The sequence below is a fragment of the Gardnerella sp. KA00288 genome (assembly GCF_049244085.1).
Classification (GTDB): Bacteria; Actinomycetota; Actinomycetes; order Actinomycetales; family Bifidobacteriaceae; genus Bifidobacterium; species Bifidobacterium greenwoodii.
The window spans coordinates 107,239-125,871 of the sequence record NZ_CP058373.1; the positions used below are offsets into that span (position 1 = coordinate 107,239).

Annotated in this window: 15 protein-coding genes; 7 read left to right on the forward strand and 8 right to left on the reverse strand. The window is 43.6% G+C overall.

Annotated features, from left to right (window positions below; all coding sequences use genetic code 11):
* Window positions 1-92 precede the first annotated feature (92 nt).
* Window positions 93-350: a hypothetical protein gene (locus HXT52_RS00435; RefSeq protein WP_421775931.1), complete on the forward strand. Its 258-nt coding sequence runs from the start codon at window positions 93-95 to the stop codon at window positions 348-350.
* Window positions 351-382: 32 nt separating this feature from the next.
* On the opposite strand, the gene HXT52_RS00440 is transcribed toward HXT52_RS00435, so the two are convergent.
* Together HXT52_RS00440 and HXT52_RS00445 are read right to left on the reverse strand one after the other, a co-directional pair.
* A complete protein-coding gene (locus tag HXT52_RS00440; RefSeq protein WP_421775932.1) occupies window positions 383-1,165 on the reverse strand; it encodes a nitroreductase family protein in 783 nt (260 codons plus the stop codon).
* A 92-nt stretch (window positions 1,166-1,257) separates the two neighbouring features.
* Window positions 1,258-1,713 carry a DUF4235 domain-containing protein gene (locus tag HXT52_RS00445; protein ID WP_421775933.1) on the reverse strand — a complete coding sequence of 152 codons (456 nt, stop codon included), beginning with the start codon at window positions 1,711-1,713 and terminating at the stop codon, window positions 1,258-1,260.
* Window positions 1,714-1,885: 172 nt separating this feature from the next.
* Between HXT52_RS00445 and HXT52_RS00450 the strand changes: the two genes are divergently transcribed.
* From HXT52_RS00450 to HXT52_RS00460, 3 genes are all read left to right on the forward strand, one after another.
* A complete protein-coding gene (locus tag HXT52_RS00450) occupies window positions 1,886-2,596 on the forward strand; it encodes a histidine phosphatase family protein (protein WP_410314717.1) in 711 nt (236 codons plus the stop codon).
* Between the two features lie 189 nt (window positions 2,597-2,785).
* The gene (locus tag HXT52_RS00455) at window positions 2,786-4,201 is read left to right on the forward strand and encodes an ABC transporter substrate-binding protein (protein ID WP_421775934.1); all 1,416 of its coding nucleotides are present in this window, start codon (window positions 2,786-2,788) and stop codon (window positions 4,199-4,201) included.
* Window positions 4,202-4,474: 273 nt separating this feature from the next.
* Window positions 4,475-5,821, forward strand: coding sequence for an ABC transporter substrate-binding protein (locus HXT52_RS00460; protein ID WP_032841747.1), 1,347 nt, complete (start codon window positions 4,475-4,477; stop codon window positions 5,819-5,821).
* A gap of 169 nt (window positions 5,822-5,990) precedes the next feature.
* Here the strand turns inward: HXT52_RS00460 and HXT52_RS00465 are convergent, their stop codons facing one another.
* Window positions 5,991-7,004: a LacI family DNA-binding transcriptional regulator gene (locus HXT52_RS00465; RefSeq protein ID WP_119521540.1), complete on the reverse strand. Its 1,014-nt coding sequence runs from the start codon at window positions 7,002-7,004 to the stop codon at window positions 5,991-5,993.
* Window positions 7,005-7,304: 300 nt separating this feature from the next.
* On the opposite strand from HXT52_RS00465, the gene HXT52_RS00470 reads away from it, so the two are divergent.
* The 3 genes from HXT52_RS00470 (at window position 7,305) to HXT52_RS00480 (ending at window position 9,764) form a co-directional block, all read left to right on the forward strand.
* Window positions 7,305-8,159 (forward strand): carbohydrate ABC transporter permease, encoded by an 855-nt coding sequence (locus tag HXT52_RS00470; RefSeq protein ID WP_375169235.1) that lies wholly within the window; start codon window positions 7,305-7,307, stop codon window positions 8,157-8,159.
* A complete protein-coding gene (locus HXT52_RS00475; protein ID WP_308582622.1) occupies window positions 8,156-8,989 on the forward strand; it encodes a carbohydrate ABC transporter permease in 834 nt (277 codons plus the stop codon). The genes HXT52_RS00470 and HXT52_RS00475 overlap by 4 nt, the downstream gene beginning before the upstream one ends.
* Window positions 8,990-9,158: 169 nt before the next feature.
* Window positions 9,159-9,764 carry a DUF624 domain-containing protein gene (locus HXT52_RS00480; protein WP_421775935.1) on the forward strand — a complete coding sequence of 202 codons (606 nt, stop codon included), beginning with the start codon at window positions 9,159-9,161 and terminating at the stop codon, window positions 9,762-9,764.
* A gap of 152 nt (window positions 9,765-9,916) precedes the next feature.
* Here the strand turns inward: HXT52_RS00480 and malQ are convergent, their stop codons facing one another.
* From malQ to HXT52_RS00505, 5 genes are all read right to left on the reverse strand, one after another.
* Window positions 9,917-12,160: a 4-alpha-glucanotransferase gene (gene malQ / locus HXT52_RS00485; RefSeq protein ID WP_004137100.1), complete on the reverse strand. Its 2,244-nt coding sequence runs from the start codon at window positions 12,158-12,160 to the stop codon at window positions 9,917-9,919.
* A gap of 193 nt (window positions 12,161-12,353) precedes the next feature.
* The gene (gene pulA / locus HXT52_RS00490; protein ID WP_421775936.1) at window positions 12,354-14,363 is read right to left on the reverse strand and encodes a type I pullulanase; all 2,010 of its coding nucleotides are present in this window, start codon (window positions 14,361-14,363) and stop codon (window positions 12,354-12,356) included.
* A 354-nt stretch (window positions 14,364-14,717) separates the two neighbouring features.
* Complete coding sequence (locus HXT52_RS00495) at window positions 14,718-15,638, reverse strand: sugar ABC transporter permease (RefSeq protein WP_004129320.1); 921 nt, start codon at window positions 15,636-15,638, stop codon at window positions 14,718-14,720.
* Window positions 15,635-17,035 (reverse strand): carbohydrate ABC transporter permease, encoded by a 1,401-nt coding sequence (locus HXT52_RS00500; RefSeq protein WP_246906248.1) that lies wholly within the window; start codon window positions 17,033-17,035, stop codon window positions 15,635-15,637. Before HXT52_RS00500 ends, HXT52_RS00495 begins: the two co-directional genes overlap by 4 nt.
* Window positions 17,036-17,208: 173 nt before the next feature.
* Window positions 17,209-18,438: an extracellular solute-binding protein gene (locus HXT52_RS00505; protein ID WP_246906251.1), complete on the reverse strand. Its 1,230-nt coding sequence runs from the start codon at window positions 18,436-18,438 to the stop codon at window positions 17,209-17,211.
* Window positions 18,439-18,633 lie beyond the last annotated feature (195 nt).

An 18,633-nucleotide genomic window follows, 5' to 3' on the forward strand; every position in this document is an offset into this window, starting at 1 on the left:
TTTTGTGGCTTAAGTTTAGGAATAATGCGTGATTTACGCTATTGCGTACGTCTTGCATAAGCTCTGTTAAGCGGTTTGATACCATAAAGGCTATGTATTTCTTTACTCCGAGGCGCTGCGAATCTACCCAAAAAATCATGTATAAGAATAAAGGGCAGGCTCTTATGGCGGCGGAGCAAAATTTACGAGAGCGCGGAACACAGTTATGGGTTTACGCTTGCGAATATTGCGGATGCTGGCATTTGACGCATAAGAATCCGGTAGATCGCATGTATTCCGATATGCGCTCGCCGTCTGCAAGCGCGAAGCCGAAATCTAGAAAACGCGGATACAAGCCAAGACGGCGCTAAGTTAAAGTTGTGCTAAGTTAAGGCGGAGCTAATTACGCAACGTTAAAACCTTGCCTTGCAACTTGCTCAACATCCTCTGCCTCATGCTTTTTCGCGCTATTATCAGTTGCTAACGCAACAATTTGCGCACTAAAAGCATCAACCGGTCGGCTAGTGTTTCGCAAATCGTAATATTGATGCACGCGATTGTCGAAATCAGCAAGATTTTCTAATAATTCAGCGTCGTCAGCAGGGTAAGTGTTTTCAAAAATCTGCATGTTAGCGCTCATTCGCGGCTTTAATTCCGGATTTTGCGCAGGCTTACCAATTGCCAAGCCGAGCACAGGGTACGTGTATTCAGGCAAATTCAAAATATCAATAAGCTGAGTTCTACTGTTCAAAATTGAACCAAGAATTACGCAACCAAGTCCCAAAGATTCCGCGGCAGTTTCCATGGCATGAAGGGCTAAAATAACGTCATTTTGTGCTTGAGTAAAGCGGTAACGAGTTTTAAGCATGAACTCGTCGCTGCTGGTGTCGATGCCATTTTTTTGCGCGATTGCAGCGTTTCTGTGTTGGTCGATAATAAAAACGTACAACAGCGGAGCAGTGGCAATATATGTTTGATTGCCGATTTCGGAAAGCTTCTGCTTAATTGAGTTATCCGTAATTTTAATCGCTGACCAGTCGTTCAAAAACTGGCTGCAAGCGGCTCGCTGGGCTACGGTTTCAAGAGTTGCGACTGTATCTTCGTCAATTGCTTCGTTGCAAAAAGCGCGAATAGAGCGGCGGTTTAGTAAAGTATCAATAGTTTCGTTATGGCGTAAGTTTTGCACGTTGCTTTTATCCCTTACTATTTTCTTATTGTCTTCTTATTAGTTTGACTATTTTTCGCTTATTTTTGCATTCTCAGTTCATTTGTTCAAAATCAGAATTTATTTTTTCTAAATTGACGCTTTCTTTGCCTTCGCGCAATATAAGATAAGGTTCCGCTGCTTACTAAGCGACCAACAATCGTAGTAAGAATCGCAGAAAATACTGCAAAACCAATAGACATTAGCAACGGCTCTTCTTGCTTAACACGTTGCTTTTGCTCAATTTTTTCTTTAGAAAGATTGTTAGGATGATTGTTAGAGTCTAAATTGATTTTTCGAGTATCAACATGTTTTTTCCATATTACGTGCGCAATCTGCCCGGCAATAAACGTTGCGAAAGAAGGCAGTGCGACTTTAAGCAACGAATCTCCTAAAGTATTTGGGTTTTTTAATCGGCGCTCGCGAAGCGCATCAATCTTATGATTCGCTGCATTAAGTCGTTGCACGGTAATTTGAGCTGCGCGATGATTGCGAGCGAATTTATTATTTGCCGATGATAATTGCGTCATATTTTCTATGTTAGTGGTAACGAAATACCAATTTTGGCGGTAACATAGAACAGTAATCTTGATTTGCAGCAGTGTGGATGCATTTTGAGAATTGTTTACGTAAAAATCAGTCGTGCTGTGCGGCGCCCGGCGCGATAGAAGGGTACTTGGCGCGCTAAAGGAATGTGAAGCTATGCAAACTAATGGCACTCAAGAATCGAATGATGAAAAGTGTGAAGAACTTGGACGTTTAGTGCTGCTTCGTCACGGCCAAACAGCTTGGAGTGTGTCCGGTCAACACACTGGGCGCACAGATTTGCCGCTTACTGAAGTTGGTGTTGAACAAGCAAAAGAAGCTGGGGAGCGTTTGCGTAAGGAATTTCCGAAAGGTTTTAATACAGATTGTGTGCTTGTTAGCCCGCTTCGTCGCGCGCAGCAAACAGCTCAGGGCGCTGGATATTCTCCATATACTTTGTGTGAAGGGGTTGTTGAGTGGGATTATGGGGCAGCAGAAGGTCGCACGCGCGCTGATATTGCTGAATTAAGTGGAGTTGAGGCTTGGGATGTGTGGAAGCACGGCCCTAAAGCACTTCCTGCGCATATGATTACTGATGCTAAAGAAACTTTGCCAAATGGCGAAAATGTTTCAGTGCACCGTACGTCTGGTGAAACTTTGCAAGAAGTTGCAGAGCGCACGCAAAGCGTTATTGATGCTGCAATGCCTAAACTTAAGCAGGGTAAAAATGTGCTTGTGGTTGCGCATGCTCATGTTTTGCGCATACTAACTACTCGCTGGCTTGGAGTAAATCCTGAATTTGCGCGACTTCTTCGTATGGATACTGCGCATTATTCTGTTTTGGGCGAGTACAAAGGCGACAATGTGATTGTGCATTGGAATTGCTGAAATACAGTTTAGAATTTCAGATATTTTCAGATATTTTATTGCGATTTGCGCAAATTTTTTTTTGCAAAGATATTTATATATTTGAGTCTCGCGTTTGCTGTAATATTAGCTCACTATTGTGATTTATTCAGTATTCAATAGCAGTAATTAGTTAGTTCGTAAGAGATTAGCAGTGTGTGGAAAGGTTCGATGATGAGTCGTTCAGTTAAGTCGATTATTGCGCTAGTGGTTTGCGCTGTTTTGGCGGCTTGCGCGTTTACTGCTTTTGGTTTTTCTAAGTCTTTTGGCGCAAATACCGATAGGTCTGCTAATGGGAAGGTTATTTTCTTCAATTTGAAGCCTGAAGCTACTGCTGCATGGGAAGAAGTTGCTAGAAAGTACAAGGATGAAACTGGTGTTACAGTAAGCATAGTTACACCAACTGGTGGTCAGTATGAAAAGAGACTTAAAACTGAAGTAGAGAAAAATGCAAATAAGCCAGATGACATGCCTACGTTATTCCAGATTAACGGTCCTGTTGGCTACGCTAACTGGAAGGATTACACTGCTGATTTAACTAATTCTCCTCTTTATACGCAACTTAGCAATAAAAATCTTGCTTTTATGGATAACGGTAAGCCGGTTGCTGTGCCATATGTTACTGAAAATTACGGCTTGATTTACAACAAGGCTTTGCTTGCTAGGTATGCGGATCTTAAAGATGCAAAGTTGAAGCCGGAAGAAGACGGAAAATCTTTTGAAGATCAAATAACTTCTTTCGGTAAGTTGAAGGCTGTTGCAGACGATTTGCAAAAGCGCAAGGATGAGCTTGGGATTGACGGTGCTTTTGCGTCTGCAGGTTTTGATTTGAGCTCAGACTGGCGTTTTAAGACGCATCTTGCAAATATGCCTTTGTATTATCAATTCGTTAAGAATAACGTTAATGGTCAGCCTCAGTCAATTAATTACGACTATGTTGATAATTTCAGGAAGATTTTTGACCTTTATATTTCTGATTCCACAACTCCTGTAAGTCAGTTAAGCACTAAAACTGGTGAGGATGCTGTTTATGAGTTTGCTCTTGGTAAAGCTGTGTTCTACCAGAATGGTACTTGGGCTTGGGGTGATCTTTCAAAAGCTGGCATAAAGCCTGCCGATGTTGGCATGCTCCCAATTTACATTGGTGCTAAGGGCGAAGAGAAGCAAGGCATGGCTACCGGTTCTGAAAACTATTGGTGCATTAATAAAAATGCTTCAAAAAAGAATCAGCAGGCTACTAATGCCTTCCTTAGTTGGTTACTTACTTCAAATTATGGTAAGGATGCTTTAGCTAATAAGATGGGTTTTGCTACTCCTTTCATAGGTTTCCCTAAAGCAGAAAATCCTCTTGTTCAGGCCGCTGTTGAGTACACTGCTAAGCCAGGCAAAGTGCCTGTTAAGTGGGTGTTTCTTACTATGCCATCTAACGGTTGGAAAGACGATGTTGGTTCTGATCTGCTTACATACGCTCAAGCGACAAAAGACGGTATGACTTCTATTGGCGCTGAAAAGGCGTGGGATACTCTTAAATCCGCGTTTGTTAACGGCTGGGCTAAGGAATATAAGATTGCTCATGGGCGTAGTTAGCTTAATTAAATAATTTGTTTTGAACTATAATCCTCAAGGGGTTGCGCAATCGTTTGCTAAATTGTTGCGTAATCCCTTTAATTATTTTCAAAAATACCTTCCAATTTCATTAAAGATATTATTATGTGCAGTTTTTATGGCGACACGCGTTAATTTAGGTTATGCCATCGTTTGCAATATTCAAATATTTGAGGCATAATAAGTATTGTCGATAAGGACACCTAGTGGTGTGGCAGTCCAATGAAGGGATTGTCGGCATACGAGAAAGGTTCGATGATGAATCGTACGATTAAGTCAACAATTGCACTGGTAGCTTGCTCAGCGATGGCTTTTGGCGCTCTCGCAGCTTGCGGTTCCTCTTCCAGCGAAAAAGCCGCTGAGAAGGGTAAGGTTTACTTCTTGAACTTCAAGCCAGAAGCTGCAAACCAGTGGAAGGAAGTTGCTAAGGAATATACCAAGAAGACTGGCGTTCAGGTAAAGGTTCAGACCGCTGCTTCTGGTACATACGAGCAGTCTTTGAAGAGCGAAATCAGCAAGGGCGACGAAGCTCCTACACTCTTCCAGATTAACGGTCCAGTCGGTTACGCAAGCTGGAAAGATTACACTGCTGATTTGAAGGATACCGAGCTTTACAACCAGCTTCAGAACAAGGATATTGCTCTTAAGGATGGAGATAAGGTTGTTGGTGTTCCATACGCAATGGAAACCTACGGCTTGATTTACAACAAGGCTTTGCTCAAGAAGTACACCGAGCTTAAGGATGCTAAGGTTAAGTCTGCTGAAGAAATCAACTCCTTCGACAAGTTGAAGGCTGTTGCTGACGACATTCAGAAGCATAAGGCAGATCTCGGTGTTGATGGTGCATTTACTTCTGCAGGTTTCGATTCCAGCTCTGACTGGCGCTTCAAGACCCACCTTGCAAATCTTCCTCTGTACTACGAGTTCAAGGAAGATCACGTTACCAAGCAGCCTGCAAAGGTTAAGGGTACGTTCCTTGATGGTTACAAGAAGATCTTCGATCTCTACATCAATGATTCCACCACTCCTGCAACTCAGCTCAGCTCCAAGACTGGTGAAGATGCAAACGCTGAATTCTCCCAGAACAAGGCTGTGTTCTATCAGAATGGTACTTGGGCTTGGGGTGACCTCTCCAAGGCTGGTATGAAGGCTGAAGATCTTGGCATGCTCCCAATTTACATTGGTGCTAAGGGAGAAGAGAAGCAGGGCTTGGCCACCGGTTCTGAGAATTACTGGTGCATCAACGATAAGGCTTCTGACGCAAACAAGAAGGCTACTAAGGACTTCTTGAAGTGGCTGCTTACTTCCGATGCAGGTAAGGATGCTTTGTCCAAGCAGATGGGCTTCACAACTCCATTCAAGAGCTTCGCAGACATTAAGTCCGACAACCCATTGACTCAGGCAGCTGTTGAGGATGCAAAGTCCGGTAAGACCCCAGTAAGCTGGAACTTCACCGTCATGCCATCTGACAACTGGAAGAACGATCTTGGCTCCGCTTTGCTTGAGTACGCTCAGGGCACTGGCAAGTGGGATAAGGTTAAGACCGCATTCGTTGATGGCTGGGCTAAGGAATATGCTCAGGCTCACGAAGACGATGAGTGATCTAAAATAAATTAATAAACGTTACACCTCTGACGTAAGTAAGCAAAGGTGACGTAAGCGAATCCGCTAGGATACTGACACAGTTTAGTGTTAAGTCCTAGCGGATTTTTGTTATTTAAATAGTGGGTAGGAATTATAAAAAGCTACTTGCTTAAATAAAATAAAATATTTACTCGCTTAATAAAGCAGCTGTGCTTGAGCGCACAATAAGTTGAGCTGGCACAATTCTATAAGGATTGTCAACTTCCTGACCGTTTATAAGCGAAAGTGTTATTTTAGCTGCAGTTGCCGCAATCTCAACCGGATCTTGCCTAATAGTAGTTAAACCAGTTTCGTGAGCGTAAAAACTATCGTCAAAACCAATAATTGATACATCGCTAGGAGTTGCATAACCGCTACGAGCAAGCTGGAACATAAGAGGTATTGCAATCCCGTCTTCCTGGCAAGCAATAGCAGTTGGCATTGTTGTGTTTCCAAGAAGCATAGAAACTATAGCGCTTATTCTGTCTAAATTAGCTGGAGCAACAATCTCAATTGGCGTAATAGCGTTCTTTTTGCACTCGTCAATGAATGAATGATAACGTTGCAAAACGCTGAAATGTAGTGAAACATCGCGAGTAGTGCGAACATATGCAATATTGTGATGCCCTAATCCAATCAAGTGACGTGCCATAAGCCGCGCGCCTTGATCATCGTCAATATTAATAGTTGCATCAAAATCACAATCCTTAGGATGCAAGCAATTTATGCCAACAATAGGCACTCCTGTAGTTTTAAGCTGTTCAATTTCGTTAGTGTTTACGTCAAAAGAGCATACAACAACAGCGTCTGCGTTTCGTCTAGTTGGAAGCATTGTGAAAAATTCGTTACGCTCTTCACTACTAGAAATCTGGAAAATAGATAAATCGTAGCCTGCGCTGTGAAATACTTGGTTAAGACCTTGAATAATAGATGCGCTGAACCATAGGCGGATTTGGTCGCTTACAAGTAAAGCTATGCGCAAAGTTCGGCCGGATTTTAATGCTGCTGCAGATTTGGAAATAGAAAAGTTCAACTTTTCTGCGATTTCCAATACCTTGTTGCGAGTTGAAGCTGAAACTAAATCTGGGCGTGTAAATGAACGAGACACGGTAGAGACAGACACGTGTGCTTTATCTGCAACATCTTGAATATTTGCCGGCATGTGAACTCCTTTATTCCCATACACCAAACGTTTTAACACGGCATCGTGTAGGTTGTTTGATACGAACTTTTGTGGTTCGTAATAAACAAACGTTTGCAACCGTTTCCATTTTAGCAGATTTTGTTAAAAAGCCAATGATAGCAAGCAATTTTTTAATTATAGAATTGCAATTTGTTATAAATTCTTTGCAAGAAAATGACAACGTTTGACATCGCTCATTCATGTAGTAGAATGAAGATATTGGTTCGGACATCGACGTCTATGGTGACGTCGCACTCAAGGAGGAGAAAGTGACGAGTCATGATTAGTATGAGCGGAAAAGCAATACGTAAATGGTGGGCGTTATTCGCTTTGCCAACATTTGCGGCTTTTATTATTGGTTTTGTTGTGCCGTTTATTATGGGCGTGTATTTGAGTTTTACTAGATTCCATGCTGTTACGGATAGTAAATTCATTGGCATTCGTAATTACGTTAAGGCGTTTAAGGATCCTCATTTCCTTCATTCGCTAATGTTCACTATAGCGTTTACTGTTGTAACAACTGTTCTTATTAACGTAATTGCTTTTGCAATTGCATATATGCTTACTAAGAAGTTCAGTGGATCAAACGTTTTCCGCACTGTGTTCTTTATGCCAAATCTTATTGGCGGCATTGTGTTGGGCTATGTTTGGCAGCTGGTACTTAATGGTATTTTGGCATACTTCGGCCGTTCTATTACATATTCTGCCGTGTATGGCTTCTGGGGATTGGTTCTGCTTATTTGCTGGCAGCAAATCGGCTATATGATGATTATTTATATTGCTGGTTTGCAAGCTCTTCCAGGAGATGTTATTGAGGCTGCGGCAGTTGATGGCGCAACACCGATGCAAACGCTGTTTAAGATTACAATACCTCTTATGATGCCTTCGATTACTGTTTGCACATTCTTAACAGTTACCAACGGTTTCAAGCTATTCGATCAGAACTTGGCTTTGACGAACGGTATGCCTTCTCATAAGTCTGAGATGTTGGCTTTGAACATTTTCAACACTTTCTACGGGCGTACAAATGGTGAAGGCGTTGGTCAGGCAAAAGCAGTTGTGTTCTTCGTGATTGTAGCTGTTATTGCTTTGATTCAGAATATGCTTACTAGGTCTAAGGAGGTAGTGGCATGAACGAGAAAATGAAGCATCCGGTACTTTGGACAATCTTCTTTACCGTCGTAAGCTTACTTTGGATTTTCCCAATCGCTATAGTTTTTATAAATTCCTTCAAGTCGAAGATTTATATTGCTAGCGAGCCTTTTAGCTTTGATCCAAAAACGTTTATTGGGCTTGGTAACTACTCCCTAGGTATTGAGCGCACGAATCTTATAATGAGCTTCTGGTGGACTATAGTAATTACCGTTGGAGCTGTGATTTTAATTCTGCTTTGCACATCAATGTGCGCATGGTGGATTGTTAGAGTCAACAATTGGTTCGCTGTAATGCTTTACGTGCTGTTCCTATTTAACATGATTGTGCCATTCCAAATGGTTATGTTCACTCTTTCCGACATCACTAACAAGCTCGGATTGAACACTCCATGGGGCTTGTGGATTATCTACTTAGGCTTCGGCGCTGGTCTTGCAGTGTTTATTTTCACTGGTGTAATTAAGGGAATACCACAAGAACTTGAAGAGTCTGCAATGATTGATGGCGCTTCTGTGCCGCGCATATTCTTCCAGATTATTATTCCAATTATGCGACCAGCAATTGTGTCTGTGTCTATTCTGCAAACTATGTGGATTTGGAACGACTTCCTGCTTCCGTACCTTACCTTGGACTTGAACAAGTACAAGACGGTTTCGATTGCAGTTCAGTATTTGAAGGGTGGCTATGGTTCCGTTGAAATGGGTGCCATGATGGGCTGCTTGGTTCTTGCCATTCTTCCAATTATTATCTTCTACCTCATCTGCCAGAAGTATATTATCAAAGGCGTTATGTCAGGTGCGGTAAAAGGCTGAGATTTCTTCTCCTCCAAAATCTCAAGTGGTGAAAATAATGGTGGTGACTACGGTCGTAAGATTTGTAAGTCACCACCATTGTATTGTTGGTAGGGGTATTGTTAGTAAGAGTATTGCTAGTAAGTCAGCTATAAATAGCGCAAACATAAACGTAAAGGAGATATATTAAATGTTCTCGTTTGGAAGCCCGGATTCAAAGTTTGCGCAAGGCATGGAAACATTTGCTAATACAGTGTGGCTTACCATACTTATGATTGTTACTAGCATACCTTTAATCACTATTGGCGCAGCTGTTAGCGCAGCGCACGACGCTGCAAGACGTGTAGAAAATGCTGAAGGACACATGACTTCTGCATACTTCCGCGCATTTGCCAGTAACTTTTTGAAATCAACTGTAATCTGGATTGTAATGGCTCCATTTTTGGCTCTTATATTATGGGCTTGGATTGCAGTTAGAATACCACCGCTTTTAATCCCGCAATTTGCAATAAGCATAATCTGGATTCTTATAGCAGAATGGGTTTTTGCATTACAAGCGCGTTTTGAAAATTCTATTGGCAAAACTATTCTGAATGCTTTTATTTTCAGCGTTGCATACTGGCAAGCAACGCTTGGAATGATTATTATTGACGCTATTTTTATAGGCCTTGTGGCTGCATCAGTTATTTACTTTCCGCAAGGCTTACCTTTGCTATTATTCATCGGTTGGGGATCGACTATTATGCTTCACACGCCTTTGTTGGAGCGTGTTTTTGCAAAGTATATTAAGAAGTAATTTATGCAAATAATTAATGAGGCGAGCATCATCGTAGACGCTCGCCTCACATAGGACATCATTGCAAGAAATATTTTAATTTGCTACTGTGCAAACCACATTCCTTGCGGGGAATTGAGTCGGTTCTCAGTAAACCAACGTTTTAATTATACTCACTTCCTTGTATTTTCGCCGCGCATAACTGCCGTCATAGAAAGCACCCGTGGCGACTTAAATACTTCATCAGTGTGGACTACGCGACCATCTGCATCAGCAAGCGGAATACGCCAATTTGGATACTCCGTGCTAGTGCCAGGCTGATTCTGAGAGCGGCGCTCGCCAACAGCATCAACCAAAGCAACTTGCAGCAGCAACGATGGGGAAGTAAGCATAATCGCATGCATAGCTTCCACAATCTCTTGTACGTGATTTTCAACATCCTCGGCAGCTTCTTTACTAATCCAGCCGCCTTCAAGAAGCATCTTCATCATTGCATCGCGTTCAGCTTGAGCGTTCTCCAGGAACGTTTCTACAGAATCCGTAAGCAAGTGAAGCTGTTCGCGAAGTTTTACGTGCTCAAACGCAAGATAACCCGCTGTAGGCGGCATATCGTGCGTTGTAACAGAAGCAAGCGCATACTCGCGGTACTTAGAAGGATCAGCAAATATAATCTGCTTCTTTCCAAGCTTCTTAGTAGCAGCTTCAGCTTCGTCGTCGTGAGTAAACCACTCAACAACAGTGCCAAGCACGCCGTGAGAAGCAAGAACTTTAGAAACATACTTCGGTACAGTTCCCAAATCTTCGCCAATAACAACACCGCCTGCGCGAGTTGCTTCAATAGTCAGAACTGCAATCATTGCGTCTACGTTGTAGTACACGTATGCGCCGTTTCTTGCTCCCTGGCCTTGTGGAATCCACCACAGGCGGAAAAGCCCAAGAACGTGGTCAATACGTGCAGCTCCAGCATGCAAGAACACGTTATGAACCATATCGCGGTAAGCAATATAGCCTGTTTCGTCCAGGTAATTTGGATCGAATGGAGGCTGACCCCAATCCTGGCCCTGCTGGTTGTAGAAATCAGGAGGGGCGCCAACGCTTACGCCGTTAGCAAATCGTTCCGGACTCCACCAAACGTCAGCGCCATAACCATGCACACCAACAGCCATATCCTGCATAAGACCAATCGCCATGCCTGCAGCCTTAGCTTCAGCGTGAGCTGCAGCAACCTGCTCGTCCGCAATCCACTGGAGCCAACGATGGAACTCAAACAAATCAGCATGCTCGCGCTTAAGTCGTTCAATTTGCGGAGTGCCTTTACCAGTAGTGTCAAACCACAAGTTTTCTCCCCAAGGAGCGCCCCAAACTTCAAAAGCAACACACCAAGTGGCAAAAGCATCAAGATCTTCACCGGAACGATGCTTAAACTCAGTAAACTCGCGCTCGCGTTCTGCAGAGCGAGGCTGCTTGAAGATTATACGCAGAGCCGGAAGCTTAGCGTCCCAAGCAGCGTTAATATCCATAGGATTTGGATTATTGTTTTGAGGAGCAATAGACTCGTGCAGTTGCTCGACTTTAGCAAGATCTTCTCCGTTTAATTCAGCATATTCTGGAATATCTTGCGGGCGAATATACGTAACATTCAAGAATCTACGCGATTCAGGCAAGTATGGAGAAGGCTCAAGTGGAGTTACAGGAGCGCATGCGTGAATTGGATTAATCAGCATAAAATCAGCTTTGCCGATTTCTCCAGCATCCTTAAGTAGGCGACGCAAATCGCCATAATCGCCAATTCCCCAAGAGTCTTTAGAACGCACAGAATACATTTGCGTCATAAAGCCCCAACGGTGCTGCTTCTTTACGCTTTCCGGAAGAGGAATGCGTGCCGGGGCTGCAATCAATGTAACGTCTGCATTCTGCGAAATTTCGCCGTTTTTATTCGTTACTTGAGCGTGCAAAGTGTGGTATCCCATTGGCAAATCGTCAGGAAGTTCAGTGTATAGGTCGCCGTCTTCCTCCGTTAGGATATTTCCTAATTTGCCCTCATAATCAGTGCCGTCTTCAAGCGTAAGCGAAAGTCTAATATCTTCCGGCTTAGAACCCCCAGCGTGAATTGGTACGCAAGTTTTTGTGCCGTTAAATGAAACTACAGTTGGAGGAAGTAGTTCACTGGCTCTCTTAGACTGCACTCGCTTGTACGATGACGCTATATTATCTTGAGTGTCAGCAGGCATCCCTAATGCGTCAAGCACTCCAACCAATGCTTCGTCTGTAATCTCTGTGTAGCTTCCCTGCTGATCAATATAAAAAGTGGCAACACCGCATGCTTTTGCAAGTTTTATAAGCGGGCGCGCAAGACGCTCAGCGCTTTCTTCCATAGGCTTATCAGTGTCAGCTGTGCCGTTAGCTGTTTTGCTCATGGTGCTCCTTCTATCTATTAATCTGGCACATCCCTAACGTCGTCGTAAGCGTGCCAAACGTGCCACTATGGAGGTAGAGTGCACTCAATACATCTCTGGATTGAAATACGCTCTGTTTGTCAATTATATAAACACCTGATATCGTTTGCAAATTAGCGTTGCGATATCAGGTGTAAGTTTTTTTAAAACGCAGTTATTTAGCACTAAGCACTACGAAAGTGCGTCTTGGCAAATGCAGAGTAGTATTATTTTCTTCATTTGCAATAAATGCGTCAGACTCAGGCTTAGAGCCTGTCCAATCGGAATAATAATCGTTTGAATTAAGTATGCAATTCCAGCCCTTAGACTTTGTGCTGTGAATTGTTGGTAACTCAATAGTTGCGTCTTCATGATACATAGGATTTGCGCAAACAATAATATTATTGCCGATTCTAGTAGCTAAAACAGTGCGATTAGATGTAGTAAGCTGCTTTCGCTTGCCGTCGTACAATGCGCTGTGTTCTGCTCGAAGCGCAATAAGATCCTTATACCAATTAACTAAAGGCTTGAATTGTTCAGCGCGCGCCCAATCAAGCTGATTTAGCAAAACGCCGCGATTATAAGAATTATCGCAACCGTGCTTAGTGCGTCCAAACTCTTCTCCACTTAGCATAAATGGGATGCCGGCAGAGCAAAGAACCATTCCTGCTGCAAACATGTTCGCGTTCAAAATATCTGCAACCTGCTGCTTGTCTTGGGCGTTAAACTCAAAATCGCCAGCATTGTCACGCATAGAAATACAAAGCTTATCCCACAAAGTTAAATCGTCGTGAGCAGAAGTGTACTGAACGATTTGGCCAACGTCTTTACCTGCAGAAGGCGTATCTCTCCACGCGTCCAACGCTTGACGAGCAGCATCGCAGCACCAAAATTCGTTGCCATTAACATAGCCGCGGTCGCGATGATTCATAACATTGCCTTTAAGTGAATCGCGAGATTCGTCGCTAAACCAGCCAATGCGCTCGTTAAGAGTATGACGTCCTTCCTTATTTCCCAAAGAAATTGCTTCGTCGGCAGCGGGGTCTGAAGCGCCCCAAGGTTCACCATACATAACAATATCTTTGCCGCCAGGAAGATTATCTAGTTCTGCGCGAGCCTGATTCAAAGTTTCTGTATCCGTCAAACCCATAAGATCGAAGCGGAATCCGTCAATATGGTAGCAGCGTGCCCAATGTAGCAAAGATTCAATAATAAACCTGCGGAACATAGGGTGCTCAGAAGCCATTTCGTTGCCGCATCCAGAACCATTAGAGAATGATCCATCTGCGTTACGCCTGCAGAAGTATCCAGGAGCAACACATTCAAAAGCATTTTCTGCGGAACGATACATGTGGTTGTACACAACATCCATAATTACGCGTTGACCATTAGCATGTAATGCCGCAATCATCGCTTTACATTCGCGTATGCGTGCAGTGCCATCGTAAGGATTGCTGGAATACGCACCTTCTGGAACGTTATAAGCGTGAGGGTCGTAACCCCAGTTGTATAGAGAATCTAATTCTTCGGCTGAAGCACCATTTTTGCGCGCATTGTCGATTGCAGCTTCGTCAACTGTTGCAAAATCGTAAATAGGTTCGAGCTGTACGTGAGTAACGCCAAGCTTCTTTAAATAATCCAATCCGGTAGGGAAGTTGCAGTCGGAAGAATCTGGGTTTTGTAAAGTTGTATGCTCTTCGGTAAAAGCGAGATACTGGCCGCGATGTTCCGGCTTAAAACCGCCATTAGGATTGCTGCTGAAGTCAGCAACATGCGTTTCCCAAACAACCATTGCGTGGCGCACAAACTTAGGAGACTTATCTTTATGCCAATTGGCAGGAGATATGCGCTCTTCGTCTACAACAAGGCTGCGCTCGCCGTTTACGCCACTCGCAATACCCCAAGGGTCGCTTGTGCGATTTACAGTGCCATCAGGAAAAGCGATGAGGTAATCATAGTATATGCCGTCCAAGCGCTTGCGGAAATTAGCTCGCCAAGCGCCATCGTGCAGCGGTTTTAACTCGTGTGTTTGAGTAGGTTCGCTGTTATTGCCTGTTTCAAAAAGTCTTAAAGTCACAGTTTGTGCAGTCGGAGCCCACATGGTGAAAGTTGTGGACTTTGAGTTCAAAGTAAAACCGAGAGGACCTTCGTACACTGGCCAGGTTGCCGAAGATGGGAACGTCATGTGTAATATCCTTCTTATTTTGTTATTTCGTAAGTACTATCTTACTGTATGTTTTGCAATTAAGTGTGATATTAAATTTTACGATTTACTTATTTTTAATTTATTAGTTGGAATTTTTATTTGTACGTAACTTTATTCGAGCGTCATTTGGCTTAATGCAGTAAGGTTTTGTAACCAGTATCGTTTTGAGTCAAACTGCGAGTAGCTTAAGTTATTTTAGATTATTTTTAGCCTCGACTATTTATTTTTTAATTTTTTTTTGATGTTTTGAATTGCGTAATAAAGAAGGCCGAAACGCTCGAAAGCGCCTCGGCCTTCATCTTTTTTTAAATCCTACAAATCACTTGCAGAATATCAGCCCTTAACGGAGCCAGACATGGACTCTTCGTAGAAGCGCTGCATGATGATGAACAGGATTGCAATAGGAATCGAAACGCACACAGCGCCTGCGCAGAATCGCGCAAACCAGTGGCTAATAAATTCCCTATCAAGCATCTTCCACAAGCCCAAAGCAACAGTGTAGTTGTCCTGGCTGTTGGCAATCGTCTTAACCATAACGAAGTCAAGCCATGGGCCCAAGAAGCTTGTGATTGCCTGGAACACAATCATAGGCTTGCAGATTGGGAGGATAATCTTGTAGAAGACTTGCCAAGTAGTGCAACCATCCAAGTAAGCAGCTTCATCCAAAGACTTTGGAATCGTATCCATGTAGCCCTTCATAACGTAGAAGCCGGCGCCGCTACCTGCGGAGTAGACGATAATAAGTGCGATTAGAACAACCGAACCATTCGTCAAACCGAGAGCCTTCAAAATGAAGTAGATAGCGATAACTGCCATGATGCCTGGGAACATGCCCAAAATCAAAGCAATATTCATGAATGTCTTACGTCCGCGGAAGCGAAGGCGAGACATGCAGAACGACACGGCAAGTACGAAGAGCAAGGAAATAATGCACACGAAAATGGACACAACCAAAGTGTTCAAGAACATGCGCGGGAAGTCCAAGGCTTCGCGCTCGGTGAACAAGCGAATATAGTTATTGAACGAATACTCTGTTGGGAAGAATGTCTTCTGGAATGGGGATTCGTTCTTGTTGAAGCTTTCCAAGAAAACCCAAACAATTGGAATCAACCAAATAATCGACAGTACAGCCAAGAATAGGTGGGAGAAAATATCTCCGATTATTCTTCGTATACGTTGATCTTTAAACAGAGAGACGCTACGAGTGCTGTGTACAACAGGTTCTTGCTGCATAGCGGTATTTTTATTACTCACCGGAATCCCTCCTCGTTCTTATAAGATCCAGAGTTGCGATACGTAATAAGTGCTACGACGGCTAGAACAATGAACGTCATAATACCGATAACAGCACCAATGTTGTAGTCTCCGCGATCCACTGTCAACTTGTAGAGCCAAGTAATAAGCAAATCTGTCTTACCTGCGGAAGAATCAAGTGGTGTCGGTTCGCCGCCAGACAAGAGGTAAATAACGTTGAAGTTATTGATGTTACCAGTGAAGGTTGTAATCAAGTATGGAGTCATCACGAAGATGATGTATGGCATAGTGACGTTCATGAAACGCTGCCACCAACTTGCGCCATCGAGCTCTGCAGCTTCGTAAAGTTCTGCAGGAACATTCTGCAAAATACCCGTAATCTGCATAATCGTGAATGGAATACCAACCCAAAGGTTGATAAGAATAACTGTTACGCGAGCCCAAGTCACATCCTGGAAGAATGGAAGAGGTTGAGCAATCCAATGGTTTTCCAGAAGGATGCTGTTAATAGCACCATTTCGCTGAAGCATGTTGTTCATAACAAGCAAGGACACGAACTGTGGAACTGCAATGGTAAGAGAGAAGCAAGTACGCCATAATCCCTTAAGACGAGTGGACTTGCGGTTAATAATCATTGCAATAAACATACCGAAGAAGAAGTTCAGGAATGTTGCAAAGAATGCCCAAATAAGAGTCCACAGCAAAACGTCGAAGAATGTAGCTGCGTTAATAGAGCTCTTAGCGTTACCAATTGCGAAGAAGTTGTTTAATCCAGTCCAAGTAAACAGAACTGGGTGATTCCTATCGTAGCTGGTGAATGCCATAGAAATCATGAAGATTAATGGCAAAATGGTGAAGAGAACAATACCTGCGGTTGGAAGTGTCATCAAACCAATGTGCGCTTTGCTGTCGAGCAAAGACGAAGCATCTTTAATAAAGTTTACTGGCTTTTGGCCGCTTGCTGTAATAGCCTGTGCCTTATAAGCGCTGCGTAGAGATAGCGTTGCTAAGTAAATGAGCACGATAACTGCTGCAATCGCCATAACGCTGTACAGCAAAATTTCTACAGAATTATCTCCGGCAGTATAACGCCAGAAACCATTGACTTTAATCTTGCCTTGCTTTTTTGTGCCAAGCGTAAGAATTTTTGGAAGGTACTCTGCACCGGTTGTGAATAAGAATCCAAAAAGAACAGCTTCACACAAAAGGAACAAAATGCCTTTAATGAATTGTTTGCGAACAAAAGTGCCGAAACCAAAGATAATAACGGAAATCCACGAAAGAATGTCTGCGTGCTCTGCAGCCTCTTTCAGTGAATATGGTGAAGGAGCAAAGCGTTCTATATTTGACGTCTTCTTCTGGCGCCTTTCTCGCTTTGTGGATGTCGTGCCAGTCATGACATACCTTTCATATAAACAGTGAGTGCTTTAGAGAAGTATATATAAATAGCACGCCCCGGCCCCTTTTCACTAGAGTGGGGACTGGGGCGTGCTATTTGCAAATGCACAAGTTACTTGTAATTTTCACTTACGCATTTATATAAACTTATTTAATTATCGAAAGTAAATGCTTACTTTACGGCGCCAGCTAAGCCCTTGGCAAAGTCAGCGGTCTTAGCATCAGCATTTGCTTCGGTAACTTCATGATTGGCAATTGCCTTACCGAAGTTGCCCATTGGCTCCCAGAAGCTACCCATCTCAGGGATTGCTGGCTGCAAGACAGAAGTCTTAGCAATGGTTTCCATCTGAGCAACAGCAGCTGGATCAGACTTCACGGAATCAGCAAGAGACTTGTCGGAAGGAATAACGCCCTGCTTCTCGTAAGCAATCTGCTGGGACTTCTTGGAGCCCAAGAATGCAGCAAACTTAGCAGCCATCTCTGGGTGCTTGGAGTTAGGGTTGTAAGCAACAGCCTTAGAACCAGCGAAGGACTTCATCTGATGTTCGCCGGATTCAGTCTTGAAGGTAGGAAGAGCAGCAGCAGCGTAGTTGTCGCCGAGAGCCTTCTTTACATCAGCAGCATCCCAAGAGCCGGAGAAGTAAGCGTCAACCTTACCGCTCTTGAGGCCGTTCAAGCCAGCGCTGTTGCCGTCAAGAACGAAGTTCTTGTTTGCGAAAAGCTTTGCGATATACTTGGTGACTTCAGCAGCCTTGTCGCCGAGCTTCATGCCAGCCTTGGCATCAGTGCCCTTCTCGCCGAAGAGTGTCATGTTGCCATCGAGGTAGAAGCCTGGGAGGTACCAAGCGTTGCTAAGATCGAATGCAACCTTGCCCTTCTCGAGCATCTTGTCGAGGGACTTTACTTCGTCAGCGGAGAACTTAGCCTTGTTGTAGTACATGAACCAGGTGTTGCCGGTGTAAGGAACGCCGTACATGTTGCCGTCCTGAGCAGTGACGGAATTAACCAAAGTATCTTCGTTCTGTTCCTTAACCTGCTTTACAGCGTCATCGCTCAACTGGCCAATTGCGCCAGCCTTAACCAAGTCGCCAAGCTGATCGTTAGGGAAGAGATAAACATCAGCAGCAGCCTTTGCGTCCTTCTTTACAGACTCAGCAGCTTTTGGTGGCTCAACAACAGTGTTCTTGAACTTAACGTTTGGATTGGCCTTCTGGAATTCCTTCTCGACGGTGTCAACCCAACCGCCTGCCTTCTGATCTTCAGAAGCAGACCAAACTGTAAGCTGAACAGGGCCGGACTCAGCAGCCTTATTATCGGTGTTTGTGCTAGAACCGCAAGCTGCAAATCCAAACAATGTAGCAACAGCAAGACCTGCACCCAGCATCTTCTTAATATTCGTCATCCTTGACCTCCTATATCATGCCAAAACTGGCATATCATTTGGTGGCGTAGTAACGGATTTCGTTGTGGCGCAACATCGCGATAGCTGCGTAGAGCAGCGTCACAAGTCTCACAAAAATCCGTTCGTAAGCAATGTGTAGTATACACGGATATTATGTCGTTTGCAAATGAATGGCGGGTTGTTTGTATTTTTTTG